The following is a 16,513-nucleotide window of genomic DNA, read 5'->3' as shown; positions in this document are numbered from 1 at the left end:
GCTCAAGACCGACGAGGAGACATCGTGTCCCCAGCTTCCCCACCGACCTTCGTCCCGCCCGAGGACGCCGACGCCGTCACCGGCCTCCTGCGGGCCCAGCTCGAGACCCTGCCCGCCCGGTCGCCGTTCTACGCCGACCTGGTGACCGGGGCCGGCCGGGCACCGGCGTTCGAGAGCCTCGCCGATCTGGCCCGGTTCCCCTTCACCACCAAGCAGATGCTTCGGGACTCCCAGGCGTCGTCCCCGCCGCTGGGCGGGCACGCCGCCGTGGCGATGTCCGAGGTGGTGCGGGTGCACGCCTCCACCGGCACCACCGGCCGGCCCAGCTGGGTCGGGGTGACCCGGCGCGACGCCGACGCGTGGACCGAGATGGTCGCCCGCGCGTTCCGCACGATGGGCGCGACCCGCGACGACGTCGTCCTGCACGGCGCCGGGCTCACCCTGTTCGTCGGCGGCCTGCCCATCCGCGACGCGCTGGAGCACATCGGCAGCACGGTCGTCCCGGTCGGTACCGGGGCGTCGGAGAAGGCCGTGTTGGCGCTCGAGTCGCTCGGGGTCACCGCCCTGCACTCCACCCCGTCGTACGCCCGCTACCTGGCGGAGCACCTGCGCGCCGCCGGGCGCGACCCGCGCGAGTTCGGCGTCCGCAAGATCTTCGTCGGCGGTGAGCCGGGTGGCGGGGAACCCGCGTTCCGGGCGCACGTCGAGCAGGAGTGGGGCGCGCCGGTGACCGAGGGGCTCGGCAACGCCGACATGGCCCCGGTGCTGTTCGCCGAGGAGCCCGGGACCACCGGCATGCGGTTCACCGGCGGCCGGCACGTCGTCGCCGAGCTGATCGACCCGGACAGCAGCGACCCGGTCGGTGCGGAGCCCGGCGCGGAGGGCGAGCTCGTCTACACCTCGGTGGACCGCGAGTGCTGCCCGCTGGTGCGCTTCCGCACCCGGGACCGGGTGGTCGTCACCGGGCGCGCCGCCGACGGCGCGCCGCTGATCCGCTGCATCGGCCGCACCGACGACATGCTGATCGTGCTCGGTGTGAATGTCTTCCCGTCCGCCGTACGCGACCTCGTCGTCTCGCTGCACCCGCGCACCACCGGGGCGGTGCAGATCGTGCTGCCTCGGAACGGGCCGCGGGTCGAGCCGCCGCTGCGGGTCGAGGCCGAGTGGGGCGACGACCCGGGCGACACCGAACAGCTCGGCCGGGACATCGAGGCGGCGATCCGCTCGCGGCTCTCCGTCCGCGCCGCGGTGACGCTCGTCCCGCCCGGCTCCCTGGAACGTACCGAGATGAAGTCGCGGCTCACACGGCTCGCCGGCTAGAGCCCGCCGGCCAGAGGAGGTCCACCATGCCCAGTCCCGTTCTCGACCCGACCGGCCGCGGCGCCGCGGCGGCGACCGGTGATCCGGCCGCCGACCTGCTCGCACCGCGCCGGCCCGATCTGCGCGGCCTGCGGATCGGCGTGCTGCGCAACACCAAGAAGAACGCCGATCTGCTGCTCGCCGAGCTGGCCCGGCTGCTCGTCGACGAGCACGGCGCCGCCGAGGTGTCGGTCGCGCTCACCAAGGAGAAGTTCGCGGTCCCGGCCCCACCGGAGCTGATCGAGTCCTACAAGGACGGATGCGACGTCGTCGTCACCGGGGTCGGTGACTGCGGCTCGTGCAGCGCCTCCGCGGTCGCCGACGGAGTGCTCTTCGAGCAGGCGGGGCTGCCCGCCGCGGTGATCTGCAGTGACGCCTTCGCCACCACCGCCGACACCATGGCGGCGCTGCGCGGCGCGCCCGGCTACCGCTACCTGACCACCGCGCACCCGGTCGCGATCCTGGAGCCGGAGCAGGTGCGCGAGCGGGCCGCACAGCTCGCCGCCGGCGTCGCCGCGCTGCTCACCGACGGGACCACCGGGTGACCGCCACCGACACCGGCATCGACCCGGACCTCGCGCACGCCGCCGTCGAGCACTGCTACGAGCAGGGCTGGAGCGACGGCCTGCCGGTCGTGCCCGCCTCGCGGTCCCTGGTGGACCGGTTCCTCGCCACCACCGACCTCGCGCCGGAGACCGGGATCGGCCGGCTGCCCCAGCTCGACCGGGTCGTCACCGTCGAGCTCGCAGCGATCAACGCGGTGATGGCCGGCTGCCGCCCCGAGTACTTCCCGGTCGTCCTCGCGGCCTGGGAGGCGCTGATGGCCGAGCGCGCCACCGGCGGCGGAGGATGGCAGTCGACCAGCGGGCCCGCGCCGCTGATCGTGGTGAACGGTCCGGTCCGCGACCGGCTGGCCGTCAACTCCACCGGCGGGGTGTTCGGGCCCGGGTTCCGGGCCAACGCGACCATCGCCCGCGCGATCGGGCTGATCGTGCGCAACGTCTTCGGCATCCACCCGCACGGCCTGGAGCAGGCCACCCAGGGGCTGCCCGGGCGGTGGACGATCTGCATCGGCGAGAACGAGGAGGAGAGTCCCTGGGAGCCGCTCGCCGCCGAGGCGGGGATCGCGCCGGGCACCTCCGCGGTCTCCGCGACCCTGCTGCGGACCTGCGAGTACGTCGACAACCGGCACACCGGATCGGCCGAGCAGCTGCTCGGCGACTTCGCCGACACGCTCGCCCGGACCGGGGCGTGGATCTTCCAGCACGCGGGCGCCGGGATCGTGTTCTGCCCGGAACATGCCCAGCAGCTCGCCGCCGCCGGGTACGACCGGGACGGTATCCGGGCCTGGTTGCACGAGCACAGCGTGCGCAGCACCGCCGAGCTCGCCCGGGCCGGGAAGGACGGGCTCGACGGCAGGCTGCGGCTCCCCGGAGCGAGTAGCGCCAGCGGATCACGCATCAGCACTGCCGGAAGTCGCGGTGAGGGCGCTGACCGGGTGCTCGCCGGCCCGGAGCGGGAGAACCTGCTGATCGCCGTCGCCGGCGCCCGCAATGCGGGCATCTCGATGGTGGTCCGCCAGTTCTCCGGCTGGTCCGGGACGGCCGTGCCGCTGGTCGCGGCGGGGGAGACCCGATGAGCGCCGACGGCGCCGACCCGCTGGACGACCCGTTCGGCACGACGCCGCTGGCGGGGCGTGCCGTCCTCGTCACCGGCGCGGGCCAGAACGGGGAGCTGCCCGGCGTCGGGTACGCGACCGCCCTGATCGCGGCCGGCCAGGGCGCCCGGGTGGCGGTGCTCGACCGTGACCCGGCCGCCGGGGACCGCACCGTCGCGCGGATCGCCGCGGCGGGCGGGGTCGCCGTGCCGGTGGTCGCCGACGTGCTCGACGACGACGCCTGCGCGCTCGCGGTCGCCCGCGCCGCCGAGCTGCTCGGCGGGCTCGACGGCCTGGTCAACAACGTGGCGACCGGCGACCGGGCCGGGCTGTTCGACGTCACCCCGGAACGGTTCGACGAGCTGCTCCGGATCAATCTCGTCTCGGCCTGGCAGATCACCCGGCACGCGGTGCCGCGGATGCCGCGCGGGTCCGCGATCGTCAACGTCTCGTCGGCCGCGGTCTCCTCGCGCGGGCCCGGCATGGTCTACACCGTCGCGAAGGCCGGGGTGGAGAACCTCACCGAGGGCGCCGCGACGACGCTGGGCCCGCAGGGCATCCGGGTCAACTGTGTGCAGGTCGGCACGATCTGGGGCTCGTTCGCCGCGGCGAACATGTCCGAGGAGTTGCGTGCACCCCGCCGGGACGCGACCGCGCTGAAGACCGAGGGCACCGCCTGGGACGTCGCCGCCGCCGTCGCCTTCCTGCTCGGCGAGCGGGCGCGGTGGATCTCCGGGCACGTCCTCGCCGTCGACGGCGGACCACCGCACCGGTTGCCGCCCGGTCCGCCGGTCGACACGGTGGCGGGCACGCGGGACGGGGCACCGGCAGGGGCCGTCCGATGAGCATCCGCGTCGCGCTGATCACCGGCTGCGGCAAGCCGGACGGTGCCGGGCAGGGGATCGCGCGGCGGCTGGCCGCCGAGGGGTACGCCGTGGTCGTCACCGACCGGGCCGCCGGGGGCGTGCCGAACGCACGCCAGGTCGCGCGGAACGGGACCCTGACCGGCGACGGGCTCGGCGCGCTGGCCGCCGACGTCGCCGCCGCCGGTGGCCGGGCGCTGCCGGTGCTGGGTGACATCGGCGAGCCCGGCGACACCGAGCGCATGGTCGCCGCCGCGGTGGACGAGTTCGGTCGGCTCGACGTGCTGGTCAACAACGCGGCCGCGCCACAGGGCGCCGACCGGGCCGACGTCGAGGAGGTCCCGCTCGAGGTGTGGCAGCAGCTGCTGCACACCAACCTGACCGGGACCTTCCTGATGTGCCGGGCCGCGGTGCCGGTGATGCGCCGGCAGCGGTACGGCCGGATCGTGTCGATCTCGTCGATGGCCGGGATGTCCGCGGCGCCCCGCTCGGCGGCCTACTCGGCGTCCAAGGCCGGGGTGATCGGCATGACCCGCGCGCTGGCGATGGACGTGGCCGGCTGGGGGATCACCGTCAACGCGATCTGCCCCGGGATGCTCGCCACCAGCCGGGCGGTCCTCGACCCCACCCTCGACGACGACGCCGCGGCGGAGATGGTGGCGGCCCGCGGCGCCAGGATCGCCGTCGGCCGGGCCGGCGGGCCGTCCGACGTGGCGGCCGCCGTCGCCTACCTCGCCTCGCCCGACGCCGGTTTCGTCACCGCCCAGACCCTCGTCCTCGACGGCGGCGGGCTCAGCGCGTTCCCGCTGCCGCGCCCCGCCGAACCCGACCCCGAACTCTCAGGAGGCCGCCATGGCTGACCAGGTCCGTGCGGCGGTGCAGACCGCCCCCGGCACGATCGAGCTGCGGGAGTTCCCCCGCCCGCAGACCGGTCCGGACGACGGGCTGCTCCGGGTGGAGGCGAACGGGATCTGCGGCAGCGACGTCGAGATGTTCCGCGGGCACATGCGGATGGGCTCGGGCGCCGCGGTGATCCCCGGCCACGAGCCGCTCGGGATCGTCGAGGAGATCGGTGAGCGGGCCGCCGCCCGCTGGGGAGTGCAGCCCGGCGACCGGGTGGCGCTGGAGGTGATCGTGCCGTGCCGGTCCTGCCACGACTGCCTCACCGGCCGCTACCAGTCCTGCCGCAACCGCGGCCACGGCCACGGCGTCACCGCGATCGACGTGGCGCCGTCGCTGTACGGCGGGATGGCCGAATACCTCTACCTGTCGCCGAACGCGGTGCTGCACAAGGTCGACCGGGACCTGCCCGCCGAGCTGGCGGTGATGTTCAACCCGCTGGGCGCCGGTGTCCGCTGGGCGGTGCACCTGGGCGGGATCCGGTTCGGCGACACCGTCCTCGTGCTCGGGGCCGGTCAGCGCGGGATCGCCGCGGTCATCGCGGCCCGCGCCGCCGGGGCCGGGACGATCGTGGTCACCGGGCTGGAGTCCGATGTGCACAAGCTGGAGCTGGCGCGCGAGTTCGGGGCCGACCACACCGTCGTCGTCGACGGTCCCGGGGCCGAGGACCCGGTGCAGACGGTCCTGGACCTCACCGGCGGCGCCGGCGCGGACGTGGTGCTGGAGCTGACGCCGATGGCGACCGCCCCGGTCGGCCAGGCGCTGCGCGCGGCCCGGCACGGCGGCACCGTCGTGCTCGCCGGGCTCAAGGGGCACCGGGAGCACCCGCTGGACACCGACGTGATCATCAACCGGGCGCTGACCGTGCGCGGCGCCTTCGGCGTGGACGCCCGTGGCTACGCCGAGGCGATCGCGATCATCGAATCCGGCCGGTTCCCGCTGGAGAAGCTGCACACCCACACGTTCGGCCTCGACGACACCGCGCTGGCCCTGCGCACGCTGGCCGGCGACGAGCCGGGCGAGCACGCCGTGCACGTGTCGGTCCACCCGCACCTGTCCTGAGAGGGGATCCCGTGCTGATCGACGCGCACGCCCACCTGCTGCCCCACGACTACCCGGCCGACGCCCCGGAGTGTTTCCCCCGGATGGAACCGGTGGACGGCTCGGACGCCCGGCTGCTGCTGTTCGGCGCGACCCGGTTCACCGCGAAGAAGGTCTTCTTCGACGCCGAGGCCCGGATCGAGGCCCAGGACGCCTCCGGCGTGGACGCCGAGGTGCTCACCCCGATGCCGCCGCTGCTGCGCCACGACCTCCCGGTCGACGACGGCCTGGCGCTGGCCCGGCACGTCAACGAGTTCACCGCGACGCTCTGCGCCGCGGCGCCGGGCCGGATCTACGGGTTCGGGATGGTGCCGCTGCAGGACCCGGACACCGCCGCGGCCGAGCTGAAGCAGATCCGCGACGCCGGGCTGCACGGCGTCGAGATCGCCTCGGCCGTGCTCGGCACACCGATCGGGGACCAGCGCTTCCGCGGGTTCTTCGAGGAGGCGCAGCGGCTGGACCTGCCGGTGTTCGTGCACGCGATGCCGGTGCCGACCGACCGGCTGCCCGGCTCGGCGATGGGCACCCACGTCGTCGGTCTGGAGGGCGCCACCGCCGCCGCCTCGATGATCACCGGCGGTACCGCGGCGGCCTGCCCGGACCTGCGGCTGTCGTTCAGCCACGCCGCCGGCGGCTTCCCGCTGGTGCTGCCCCGGGCGCAGTACTTCTGGAGCGGGGTCTGGAACGAGGAGCCGCCGGAGCCGGCGCGGGCGTTCGCGCACACCGAGGGCCCGTCGCCGATGGACTACGCCCGCCGCTTCTACTACGACTCGATGGTCTTCGACCACCGCGCCCTGCGGTACCTGGTCGACCTGCTCGGGCACGACCGGCTGCTCGCCGGGTCGGACTTCCCGGCGATGCCGCGGGAGCAGCCGTGCGGCCGGACGCTGCGGTCGCTGGACCTGCCGGCCGCCGAGCTGGAGGACATCATCTGGTTCAACGCCTTCCGGTGGCTGGGCCTCGACCCGCCGGCGTGAGAGGGGGCCCGCCGGCCGGTTCAGCGCGGGACCGGCCGCGGGCCCAGGGTGCGGGAGATCGCCCGTGAGGCCTGCGTCAGCACCCCGGCGAGCTCGCGCGGCCGCGCCCGGTCGGTCGCCACGACGACGCTGATCGCGGCGGCGACCCGGCCGGCGGCGTCGGTGACCGGGACCGCGACGGCCAGGTCCGGCGTCGTGATCTGGCCGCGGGCCACCGCGACGCCGGTGGCCCGGATCGTCGCCAGCGTGCGGCGCAGCTCGGCCGGGTCGACGACCGTCATCGGGCTGAAGCGCTCGAGCGGCGCACCGAGCACGCGTTCCTGGAACTCCGGTTCGGCGTGCGCGAGCAGCACCAGCCCGGTGCCGGTGGCGTGCATCGGCCACCGGTCGCCGACCCGGCTGGTCACCGGGTTGCGCACGCGGGCGCGGATGGCCTCGACGTAGATCACCGCCGTGCCCTCGCGCACCCCGAGGTGGACGTTGCCGCCGGTGACCCGGTGCAGATCCTCCAGGTGCGGGAAGGCGGCCTCGCGCAGCTCCAGGCCGCGCGGGGCGAGCGCGGAGAGCTCGAGCAGCCGCAGCCCGACCGAGTAGTGGCCGGTGGCGTCGCGCTCCAGGGCGCCCCACGCCATCAGCTCGTTGACCAGCCGGTGCGCGGTCGACAGGCTGAGTCCCGCCCGCCGCGCGATGTCACTCAACGTGAGAGTGCGGTGTCGGGGCCCGAAGGCGTCGAGTACCGCGAGCACCCGGCCGGCCGCGGTGAGCCGGGGCCGTCCGCCGTCGCCGGGAACCGGGTCGCGTTCCGCCGTCACCGTCATCCGCCGACCCCCTCGTCCGCGTCCACCTCGACCGTCGGCCCATGGCCGGCGCCGGGCCAGCATCGGCGGGGCCGGGGAAGGGTTACAAGGTCCGGGCAGGTACCGGCGGGGGAATCGGGTCGGAAGGACAGACCGGGATACGTCATCCGTCGCGCCTCACCCGGCTCCGGCGGAGGTTCCCTTCCGCCGGGCGGAATCGCCCTGCACCCGGACCGCGGCGCTGACCGACGCTGGACGGGACGTAGTGAGCCCGGTCACGCCGGCCCCGGTGCCACCCGGCGGTTCCCGACCGCGGGTGTGTACGTGGCGTCACGGAGTCACCACCACGGTCTACCGACCGGCCGGTCCGCGCGGCGGTACCGGCCGGTCCCGAGACGAACGGGAGCCCTGTCGTGAGACGACGACACCACCTGCCGGCCCTGCTGCTGGCCGCCGCACTGGTCCTGGCCGGCTGCGGCGGTGCGGCCGACGGCGGCGCGCTCGACGGCCCCGCCACCCCCTCCGGCCCGCCGCAGTCCGGTGGCGAGCTGACCGTGCTGGAGGACGGAGCGTTCGCCGGGGGCTGGCCGACCGGCCTGGATCCGGCCACCAACACCACCGGTGGCGCCAACGTCACGCAGATGAGCGCGATCTACGGCGGCCTGTTCCGGCTGGAGGCCGACGACGACGGCGCGAACGCCGCCGTGGTGCCGCACCAGGCGGAGAGCACCGAGATCGCCGACGAGGGCCGGACCGTGCGGATCACGCTGCGCGAGGGGCTGACGTTCAGCGACGGCACCCCGTTCGACGCCGAGGCGGTCGCCTTCAACTTCCGCCGCGCGGTCGACGCACCCTGCACCTGCTCGCCGAACTGGCCCCTGGCGCAGGACGGCATCGCCACCGACGGGCCACGGACCGTCGTCCTGCGCTTCGAGCGGCCGTACGCCGCGGTGATCAACGCGATGCCGGTGACGAACGTGAACTGGATCGCCTCGCCGACCGCGCTGCAGGAGAAGGGTGAGGACGCGTTCGCGATCGAGCCGGTCGGGGCCGGCCCCTTCACGGTGGTGTCCAACCAGCTCAGCTCCGAGCTCGTCCTCGAGCGCAACCCGGACTACTTCAAGGAGGGGCGGCCCTACCTCGACCGGCTCACCTTCCAGTCGATCGGCGGGGACCAGCCCGCCTACCAGGCCCTGCTGGCCGGGCAGGCGCAGGCCTACGAGGGGCTGACGACGACGCCGCTGCTCGACCAGGCCCGGTCCCAGGGCCGGTTGTCGGTCGCGGTCCAGCCGGCGACCTCGCCCTACGTCGTCCAGCTCAACACGAAGGCCGCCCCGTTCGACGACCCGCGGGCCCGCGAGGCGATCTACGCCGCCACCGACTTCGACGCGATCGCCCAGGGCCTGTTCGGCGGCGAGTTCCCGGTCAGCCAGAGCTTCACCGGGCCGGGCGGGCTGTTCCACTCCGACGCGGTGCCCGGCTACACCGGACACGACCCGGAACGCGCCCGGGCCCTGGTCGGCGAGCTCGGAGGCCTCGAGGTCGAGCTCGGCACGCTCGGTTCCTACGTGGCCCAGCAGGTCATGACCGCGCTGCAGACCCAGTGGCAGGAGGCCGGCATCACCGTCCGTACCGAGACCTACGAGCTGTCCACACTGGTCCAGGAGTTCAACTCCGGCAACTGGCAGTCGATGCTGCAGACCGCCGGATCCTGGGACCCGGCGTCCGGGGTCGGGGTGAACTTCCGCTTCAACGCCGACAGCCCGTTCAGCGGCGTCGCCGACCCGGAGCTGGACGCGTTGTTCGACCAGGCCGCGGCCTCGGTCGACCCGGCCGAACGGCAGGAGCTCTACGACGCCGCGGGCGCCCGGATCGCCGAGCAGCACTACGCGCCGTTCGGCCTGGCGTTCGCCCCCGCCAACCTCGCGGCACCCGGCGTCTACGGGCCCGGCCTGACCACCCTGATCCCGCCGATCGTGGTGAACAGCGGCGTGCACTGGGACGAGGTCTGGCGGGAGCCGCAGCAGTGACCGCGGCCGTCGGAGGCCGCGAGCCCGGCCGGCTCGCGACCGCGCTCGGCTCCCCGGCGCTGCGGATGGTCGGGAAGCGGGCGCTGATGGCGATCCCGATCGTGCTGGGCGCCAGCATCCTGACCTTCTGGGTGCTCAGCCTGATCCCCGGCGGCGCGGCGCAGCAGCTGCTGGGCGCCGACGCCACCGCCGAGCAGATCGCCGCGCTGGAGCAGCGGCTCGGGCTCGACCAGCCGGGACCGGTGCGCTACCTGCAGTGGCTGGGCGGGGCGGTGACCGGCGACCTCGGCAACTCGGTGGTCAGCGGCCAGCCGGTCACCCCGGTGCTGGGAGCCCGGCTGGCGGTGACCGGCCAGCTGGTCGGCATGGCGTTCCTGATCTCGCTCGGGCTCGCCGTGCCGGTCGCGCTGCTGGCCGCCCACCGGCCGAACCACCTGTTCGACCGGATCAGCATGCTGGTCAGCATCACCGGGCTCTCGGTGGCCAACTACGTGCTGGCCCTGCTGCTGGTGCTCGTGCTCGCCGTGCAGTTCACGGTGTTCCCGGCGATCGGGTTCGTCCCGATGTCGGAGAGCGTGGCCGGCAACCTGCAGTCGCTGACCCTCCCAGCGGTCGCGATCGCGTTCCCGCTGTTCTGCTTCTACACCCGGTTCCTGCGCGGCGACCTGGTCGACCAGATGCAGGGCGAGGACTACATCACCACCGCCCGTGCGAAGGGGATCGGGCCGTGGCAGGTCCTGGTCCGGCACGCCCTGCGGAACTCGGCGTTCGGCCTGATCACCGTGGTCGGGCTGAACCTCGGAACGCTGATCGGCGCGACCGTGATCATCGAGCAGATCTTCGCCCTCCCCGGGCTCGGCCAGCTGCTGTTGCAGGCCATCAACACCCGTGACTTCGTCGTGGTCCAGGCCTGCGTCGTCGTCTTCGCCGTGATCGCGGTGCTGGCGAACCTGGTCGCCGACCTCCTCTACGCCGTGCTCGACCCGAGGATCCGCTATGGCAGTCGCTGACCCCACCGCCGGCACACCCGTCCCCGCCGCGGTCGCACCCGCGGCGAGCCGGTTCCGGCTCCTCCGGTACCCGGACGTCGCCGTCCCGGCCGGGCTGCTGCTCCTGGTCGTGCTGGCCTGCACCGCCGTCCCGCTGCTGCCGGGGATACCGGCCCCGATCGGTGGCAGCGTGCTGGACAGCTACCTGCCGGCCGGGTCGCCGGGGCACCTGCTCGGCACCGACCCGAACGGCAACGACATCCTGTCCCGGATCCTGCACGGCGGGCGGTCGTCGCTGCTCGTCGCGCTGTCGGTGAACCTGATCGGGCTGGCGATCGGCGGCACGCTCGGAGCCCTGTCCGGCTACGTCGGTGGCCCGCTCGACACGGTGATCATGCGGGTGCTCGACGTGCTGATCGCGTTCCCCTCGCTGGTGCTGACCCTCGCGGTGGCGCAGAGCCTCGGGCCCAGCCGGCTGAACACGATCCTCGCGCTGGCCTTCTTCAGCATCCCCGCGTTCGCCCGGATCGCCCGCGCGGCGACCCTGCGGCTGCGCGAGCAGCCGTTCATGGCCGCCGCGCAGCTGTGCGGGACCTCCGGCCGCCGGATCCTGGCCCGGCACGTGGCGCCGAACATCGCGCCGCAGCTGATCACGTTCGGGATGCTCGGCGCCGGGATCGTGATGGTGATCGAGGGGGCGCTCAGCTTCCTCGGTCTCGGCATTCCGCCGCCCGCCCCGAGCTGGGGAAACATGATCGCCCAGGGGCAGCAGAGCCTGTCCGCGACGCCGATGCTCGTCGTCTGGCCGTGCGTCGCCCTGTTCGTGACCGTGCTCGCCTGCAACCTGCTCGGCGAGTCCCTCCGCGACCGATGGAGCGGCCGATGAGCACCAGCCGGACCGACACCGGGCCCGCCGGGTCCACCGGATCAGCGGGTTCCGAGGCGGCCGTCCGCCCGGCGACCGGTGCGAAGCCGGTCCTGGAGGTCCGCGACCTGCGGATCCGGTTCGAGGGCCGAGGGGCGCCGGTGCACGCGGTGAACGGGCTGTCCTACAGCGTCGAGCCGGGCCGCACGCTGGCGATCATCGGTGAGTCCGGGTCCGGGAAGAGCGTGAGCTCGCGGGCGCTGCTGGGACTGCTGCCGCCCTCGGCCCGGATCACCGGGTCCGCCCGGTTCGACGGCACCGAGCTCGTCGGCCTGCCCGAGGCGCGGATGCGGCGGCACCGCGGTGCGGACATCGCGATGGTGTTCCAGGACCCGGCCCGCTCGCTCAACCCGACCATGAAGATCGGGCTGCAGGTGACCGAGGCGGTCCGCGCGCACGCCGAGCTCGACGCCCGCGCCGCCCGGGCGCGGGCGGTCGAGCTGCTCGCCCTGGTGCGGCTGCCGGCCCCGGAGCGCCGGTTCCACGAGTACCCGCACCAGCTCTCCGGCGGCATGCGGCAACGGGTGATGATCGCGATCGCGCTGGCCGGCGAGCCGCGGCTGCTGATCGCCGACGAGGCGACGACCGCACTGGACGTCACCACCCAGGCGCAGATCATGGAGCTGCTCGACGAGCTGCGCCGACGGCTCGGCACCGCCGTCGTCATGATCAGCCACGACCTCGGGCTCGCCGCCGGGTACGCCGACGACGTCCTGGTCATGTACGCCGGGCGGGCCGTCGAGCACGCACCCGCGGCGACCCTGTTCGCCGCGGTCCGGATGCCCTACACCCGGGCCCTGCTCGGCGCGATCCCGCTGCTGGACCGGCCGTCGCACACGATGCTGCCGGTCGTGCCCGGCCAGCCGCCGGACCTGCGGGCCCTGCCGGAGGGATGCCCGTTCCGCCCGCGCTGCGCCTCGGCCGACGACGACTGCCGCACCGAACCGCCCCTGGCCGAACACGAACCCGGGCACTGGTGGGCCTGCTGGCACGCGCACGGCGCCGCCACGGACCGGACCGCCACGGACGGAGCCGGCCGGTGACCGCGCTGGAGGAACGCTCCGCCGGTCCCGGGACGGGCGCGGGCGCGCCGCTGCTGCAGGCGACCGACGTCGAGCAGACCTTCCCGGTACGCGGTGCCGGGGGGACCCGCGGTGGGACCGTGCATGCGGTGTCCGGGGTCTCGCTGGACATCGCGGCGGGGGAGACCCTCGGGGTGGTCGGCGAGACCGGTTCGGGCAAGTCGACGCTGGCCCGCTCGCTGATCCAGGCCCCCCGGCCGCAGTCCGGGCGGGTGCTGTTCCGCGGCGAGGACCTGATGGGCCTCGGCCGCCGTGAGCTGGTGCGCGCGCGGCGCTCGCTGCAGATGGTCTACCAGGACCCGTTCGGTTCGCTGAACCCCCGCTGGCGGGTCCGCGACCTGGTCGCCGAGCCGCTCGTCGGGTACCGGGTCGGGACCGCGGCGGGCCGCGAGCGACGGGTGTCCGAGCTCCTCGACCTGGTCGGCCTGGACCCGTCGGTCTACGGCGGGCGCCGCCCGCACGAGCTGTCCGGCGGGCAGTGCCAGCGGGTCGCGATCGCCCGCGCGGTCGCACTCGACCCCGCCCTGCTCATCTGCGACGAGGCGGTCTCCTCGCTGGACGTGCTCATCCAGGCGCAGGTGCTGAACCTGTTCGAGAGCCTGCGCTCCGAGCTCGGTCTGTCCTACCTGTTCATCGCGCACGACCTCGCCCTGGTGAAACAGGTCAGCGACCGGGTGGCCGTCATGCACCTCGGGCAGCTGGCGGAGATCGGCCCCGCCGAGGCCCTCTACCGGGCGCCACGGCACCCGTACACGGCGGCGCTGCTCGACTCGATCCCCGGCCTGGACCCGGCCACCGGCCGGGTGCGCCGGCCGGTGCCGCTGGCCGGCGAGCCACCGTCCCCGCTGGACCCGCCCTCGGGCTGCCGGTTCCGCACCCGCTGCCCGCGCGCCCGCGACCGGTGCGCCGAGGAACAGCCCGAGCTCACAGGACTCCCGTGGCCCACCGTGCCCCCGGCCGGGGACGCCCCGGCGGGCGCGCACCGGGTGGCCTGTCACTACCCGCTCGACCCCCCACCGGAGGAGAAGCCATGAGTATCGACCCCGCCGCACTGGACGGACTGCGGTCCACGCTGGCCGCCGACGACTACACCCTCGACGTCGCCGAGACCGGCGACGGGCTGGAGGCCCGGATCACCGCCGGGCCGGACGCCTGCGCGGACTGCCTGGTCCCGAAGGACATGATGCGCAGCGTCCTGGGCTCGGCGCTCGGTGTCCCGGAGGACCGGATCACGGTGCACTATCCGGACACCGGCGGTACCGGATGATCTCGCACCGGATGATCGCGAGGGTCTCGTCCGGACGGGCGTGATCTCGCATGATGGTGCCCGTGCACGACGATGTGGCCGACCGGGTCGGGACCGGGACCGGGCTGTCCGCCCTGGTCGAGGTGTGCGCGGACGGCCTCGCGCTGCTCGACACCGACGAGCGGTTCGCCCTGGTCAACGGCTCGGCGTGCCGTCTGCTCGGGATCGGCGAGGCCGAGCTGCTCGGCCGCCGGTCGCCGTTCGTGACCCGCGACGACGGCGGTGGCGCGCCCCGGCTGCTGCGCTGGACCACCAGCGACGGCCGGCGGCGTGATCTGGAGTACCGCTGCGCGGCCCGGCCGGGCGGCGGGTACGCGGTGTGGTTCGGCGACGTCACCGACGAGCTGCGCAGCCGGGAGCGGCTGACCGCCATCGTCCGCGCCGCGTCCAGCGTCGCCGAGGCCGGCTCGCTGGCCGGCACCCTGGACGCGGTCGCGAGCGAGATCGTGCAGACCGCGCACATCTCGGCGGTGCAGATCCTCGCGATCGACGACCCGGCGGCGGACCTGCGGGTCCTGGGCATGGCCGGCTTCGGCGCCGCGCCGGAGTTCGTCGCCCGCCTCGGCGCGTGCCGCAGGCTCGGCGCCGACATCCGGTTCCTCAGCGCGTTCGTCAGCGCGGAGCCGGTGGTGGTTCCCCACCGGCGTCCGGCGATCATGTCCGACCCGGCCTGGGCGCCGCTGCACGAGATCATGGACCGGCCGGACTGGGACGCCTTCGTCGCGATGCCGATGACGGTGCGCGGCGGGACGATCGGGGTGATCAACGCCTACTACGAGCCGGGGGAGGATCCGAGCCCGTCGTCGCTGGCGTTCCTGGAGGCGATGGCCGACCATGCCGCGGTCGCCGTGGACACCGCGCGGCTGCTCGACCAGACCCGCGCCGACGCGCGTTCCGCGGAACGCCGCAGGCTCGCCCGGGACGTGCACGACTCGGTCGTCCAGGAGCTGTTCTCGATGCGGATGCAGGCGCGGGCGCTGCGCAGCAGGCTGGATCGGGGCGGTGTCGACCCGCAGCACGTCCGGGACGCCGCCATCGAGCTGTCGGACCTGTCCGCACGGGCACTGGCCGATCTGCGGTTGCTGGTGCAGGAGCTGCGCCCGGCCGGACCGGGGACCCGGGACCTGATCCGTGCCGTGCGCACGCACGCGGCCAGTGTGAGTGCGCGCGCCGAGCTCCTGGTCGACGTCCGCGCGGACGACGCGATGCCCCTCGACGCCGACCCGGACGCCGTCGAGGACCTCTACCGGATCATCGGGGAGGCCGTGCACAACGCGGTCAAACACGGCCCGCCGGACGCGGTGCGGGTCGGCATCGAGCGCACCGGCACGGACCTCGTGCTCGAGATCGGTGACGACGGTCCCGCCGACGACCGCGCCGACCGGCCCGGCCCTCCGGGTGGCGGACTGGGGCTCGGGCTGGTCTCGATGCGCGAACGCGCCGAGCGCTGGGGCGGAGAGCTCGTCGCTGGCCCCCGCGACGGCGGCGGCTGGACCGTCCGCGCGAGCGTCCCGCTGGCCCGGCTCGAGACCGCGCCCCGCGAACCCGGACAGCGTTGACATGCCCCGCTCCGCCGCCGTCGCCCTGGCCAACGTCGATCTCAACCTGCTCGTCGTCCTGCGCGAGCTGCTCCGCGAGCAGAACGTCACCCGCGCCGCGGATCGGGTCGGGATCACCCAGCCCGCGGCCAGCGCCGCGCTCGCCCGGCTCCGCCGGCACTTCGACGACGACCTGCTCGAACGCACCGGCAACGGATTCGTGCTCTCCCCGCTCGGCCGCCAGCTCGCCGTCGAGGTGGAACCGCTCTACCTCGGTGTCGAGCGGCTGTTCACCCCGGATCCGCCGTTCCGCCCGGAGCTGTCCACGCACGAGTTCACGATCATGACCACGGACTACGTGCTCGCCGCGGCCGGCGAGCAGATCTCCCGGGCACTGCACACGCTGGCGCCCTCGGTGCGGCTGCACGTGCGGGTGGCGAAGGGCCGGCTGCCGGCCGACCTGCCGGAGACGCTGCGCGCGATCGACGGCATCGTCTCCGCGCCCAAGGCCGAGTTCAAGGTCGACGAGATCCGCGGCGCCGAGCTGTTCCGTGATCACTGGGTGTGCGTGCTCGACGCCGGCAACCCGGCGGCCACCGGCCCGCTGACCCTCGATGTCCTCGAACGCCTGCCGTGGGTGGTCCCGAACCATCCCGACGGGGCCTACCCGGCCAGCTCGCCACTGGGACCGCTGATGGCCCGGCTGCGCACCACCCCGCGGGTCGCGGTGCGGGTGGACAGCTACAACGCGACGCCCTACTTCGTGGCCGGGACCGATCGTGTCGCGGTCATGCAGGCCCGGCTGGCGGCGGGCTTCGCCGGACGTCGCGACCTGCGCGTCGTCGACTGTCCCGGGGATCCGCCGCCGATCGTGGAGATCCTCTGGTGGCACGCCCGGCGGGACCCCGACCCGGCGCACCGCTGGCTGCGCGAGGTGCTCGTCGAGGCCACCGCGCCGGTCCGCGCGTGCGAGCCGGCCCGCGCATAGA

At 74.5% G+C, this 16,513-nt stretch carries 16 protein-coding genes; 15 read left to right on the top strand and 1 reads right to left on the bottom strand.

All coding sequences use genetic code 11. The annotated features are described in order from the left end of the window. The first annotated feature begins 24 nt into the window (after positions 1 to 24). The 7 genes from WIS52_RS03700 to WIS52_RS03670 are packed head-to-tail and all read left to right on the top strand — an operon-like array spanning position 25 to position 6,857. Entirely contained in the window at positions 25 to 1,320 is a 1,296-nt protein-coding gene (locus tag WIS52_RS03700) for a phenylacetate--CoA ligase family protein (RefSeq protein WP_349296640.1), read from the top strand. A gap of 26 nt (positions 1,321 to 1,346) precedes the next feature. Beyond that, complete coding sequence (locus WIS52_RS03695; protein ID WP_349296639.1) at positions 1,347 to 1,904, top strand: UGSC family (seleno)protein; 558 nt, start codon at positions 1,347 to 1,349, stop codon at positions 1,902 to 1,904. Then, on the top strand, positions 1,901 to 2,998 hold the full coding sequence (locus tag WIS52_RS03690) for a hypothetical protein (protein ID WP_349296638.1): 1,098 nt from the start codon (positions 1,901 to 1,903) through the stop codon (positions 2,996 to 2,998). Before WIS52_RS03695 ends, WIS52_RS03690 begins: the two co-directional genes overlap by 4 nt. Further along, positions 2,995 to 3,861 (top strand): SDR family NAD(P)-dependent oxidoreductase, encoded by an 867-nt coding sequence (locus WIS52_RS03685; RefSeq protein WP_349296637.1) that lies wholly within the window; start codon positions 2,995 to 2,997, stop codon positions 3,859 to 3,861. Before WIS52_RS03690 ends, WIS52_RS03685 begins: the two co-directional genes overlap by 4 nt. Next, positions 3,858 to 4,739 (top strand): SDR family NAD(P)-dependent oxidoreductase, encoded by an 882-nt coding sequence (locus WIS52_RS03680; protein WP_349296636.1) that lies wholly within the window; start codon positions 3,858 to 3,860, stop codon positions 4,737 to 4,739. Before WIS52_RS03685 ends, WIS52_RS03680 begins: the two co-directional genes overlap by 4 nt. Next, on the top strand, positions 4,732 to 5,841 hold the full coding sequence (locus WIS52_RS03675) for a zinc-dependent alcohol dehydrogenase (protein ID WP_349296635.1): 1,110 nt from the start codon (positions 4,732 to 4,734) through the stop codon (positions 5,839 to 5,841). Before WIS52_RS03680 ends, WIS52_RS03675 begins: the two co-directional genes overlap by 8 nt. Before the next feature lie 11 nt (positions 5,842 to 5,852). Continuing rightward, the gene (locus WIS52_RS03670) at positions 5,853 to 6,857 is read left to right on the top strand and encodes an amidohydrolase family protein (protein ID WP_349296634.1); all 1,005 of its coding nucleotides are present in this window, start codon (positions 5,853 to 5,855) and stop codon (positions 6,855 to 6,857) included. Positions 6,858 to 6,877: 20 nt separating this feature from the next. Here WIS52_RS03670 and WIS52_RS03665 read toward each other — a convergent pair whose 3' ends face one another. Next, on the bottom strand, positions 6,878 to 7,675 hold the full coding sequence (locus WIS52_RS03665; RefSeq protein ID WP_349296633.1) for an IclR family transcriptional regulator: 798 nt from the start codon (positions 7,673 to 7,675) through the stop codon (positions 6,878 to 6,880). 392 nt (positions 7,676 to 8,067) lie between these two features. Between WIS52_RS03665 and WIS52_RS03660 the strand changes: the two genes are divergently transcribed. The 8 genes from WIS52_RS03660 to WIS52_RS03625 all read left to right on the top strand — a co-directional run bounded on the left by WIS52_RS03660 (position 8,068) and on the right by WIS52_RS03625 (position 16,512). After that, the gene (locus WIS52_RS03660) at positions 8,068 to 9,684 is read left to right on the top strand and encodes an ABC transporter substrate-binding protein (protein WP_349296632.1); all 1,617 of its coding nucleotides are present in this window, start codon (positions 8,068 to 8,070) and stop codon (positions 9,682 to 9,684) included. Next, on the top strand, positions 9,681 to 10,694 hold the full coding sequence (locus tag WIS52_RS03655) for an ABC transporter permease (protein WP_349296631.1): 1,014 nt from the start codon (positions 9,681 to 9,683) through the stop codon (positions 10,692 to 10,694). Before WIS52_RS03660 ends, WIS52_RS03655 begins: the two co-directional genes overlap by 4 nt. Further along, positions 10,681 to 11,559 carry an ABC transporter permease gene (locus tag WIS52_RS03650; protein WP_349296630.1) on the top strand — a complete coding sequence of 293 codons (879 nt, stop codon included), beginning with the start codon at positions 10,681 to 10,683 and terminating at the stop codon, positions 11,557 to 11,559. The genes WIS52_RS03655 and WIS52_RS03650 overlap by 14 nt, the downstream gene beginning before the upstream one ends. Further along, positions 11,556 to 12,641: an ABC transporter ATP-binding protein gene (locus tag WIS52_RS03645; protein WP_349296629.1), complete on the top strand. Its 1,086-nt coding sequence runs from the start codon at positions 11,556 to 11,558 to the stop codon at positions 12,639 to 12,641. The genes WIS52_RS03650 and WIS52_RS03645 overlap by 4 nt, the downstream gene beginning before the upstream one ends. Further along, the gene (locus WIS52_RS03640; protein WP_349296628.1) at positions 12,638 to 13,714 is read left to right on the top strand and encodes an ABC transporter ATP-binding protein; all 1,077 of its coding nucleotides are present in this window, start codon (positions 12,638 to 12,640) and stop codon (positions 13,712 to 13,714) included. The genes WIS52_RS03645 and WIS52_RS03640 overlap by 4 nt, the downstream gene beginning before the upstream one ends. Then, the gene (locus tag WIS52_RS03635; protein ID WP_349296627.1) at positions 13,711 to 13,947 is read left to right on the top strand and encodes a hypothetical protein; all 237 of its coding nucleotides are present in this window, start codon (positions 13,711 to 13,713) and stop codon (positions 13,945 to 13,947) included. The genes WIS52_RS03640 and WIS52_RS03635 overlap by 4 nt, the downstream gene beginning before the upstream one ends. A gap of 62 nt (positions 13,948 to 14,009) precedes the next feature. Beyond that, entirely contained in the window at positions 14,010 to 15,545 is a 1,536-nt protein-coding gene (locus tag WIS52_RS03630; protein WP_349296626.1) for a sensor histidine kinase, read from the top strand. A 1-nt stretch (position 15,546) separates the two neighbouring features. Beyond that, the gene (locus WIS52_RS03625; RefSeq protein ID WP_349296625.1) at positions 15,547 to 16,512 is read left to right on the top strand and encodes a LysR family transcriptional regulator; all 966 of its coding nucleotides are present in this window, start codon (positions 15,547 to 15,549) and stop codon (positions 16,510 to 16,512) included. The last annotated feature ends 1 nt before the right edge of the window (position 16,513 follow it).

Origin of the sequence: Pseudonocardia nematodicida, assembly GCF_040105385.1 — a bacterium.
Taxonomy (GTDB): Bacteria; Actinomycetota; Actinomycetes; order Mycobacteriales; family Pseudonocardiaceae; genus Pseudonocardia; species Pseudonocardia nematodicida.
The sequence above is the reverse complement of the archived record's forward strand: the minus strand, read 5'-3'. Positions and strand labels throughout refer to the sequence as shown.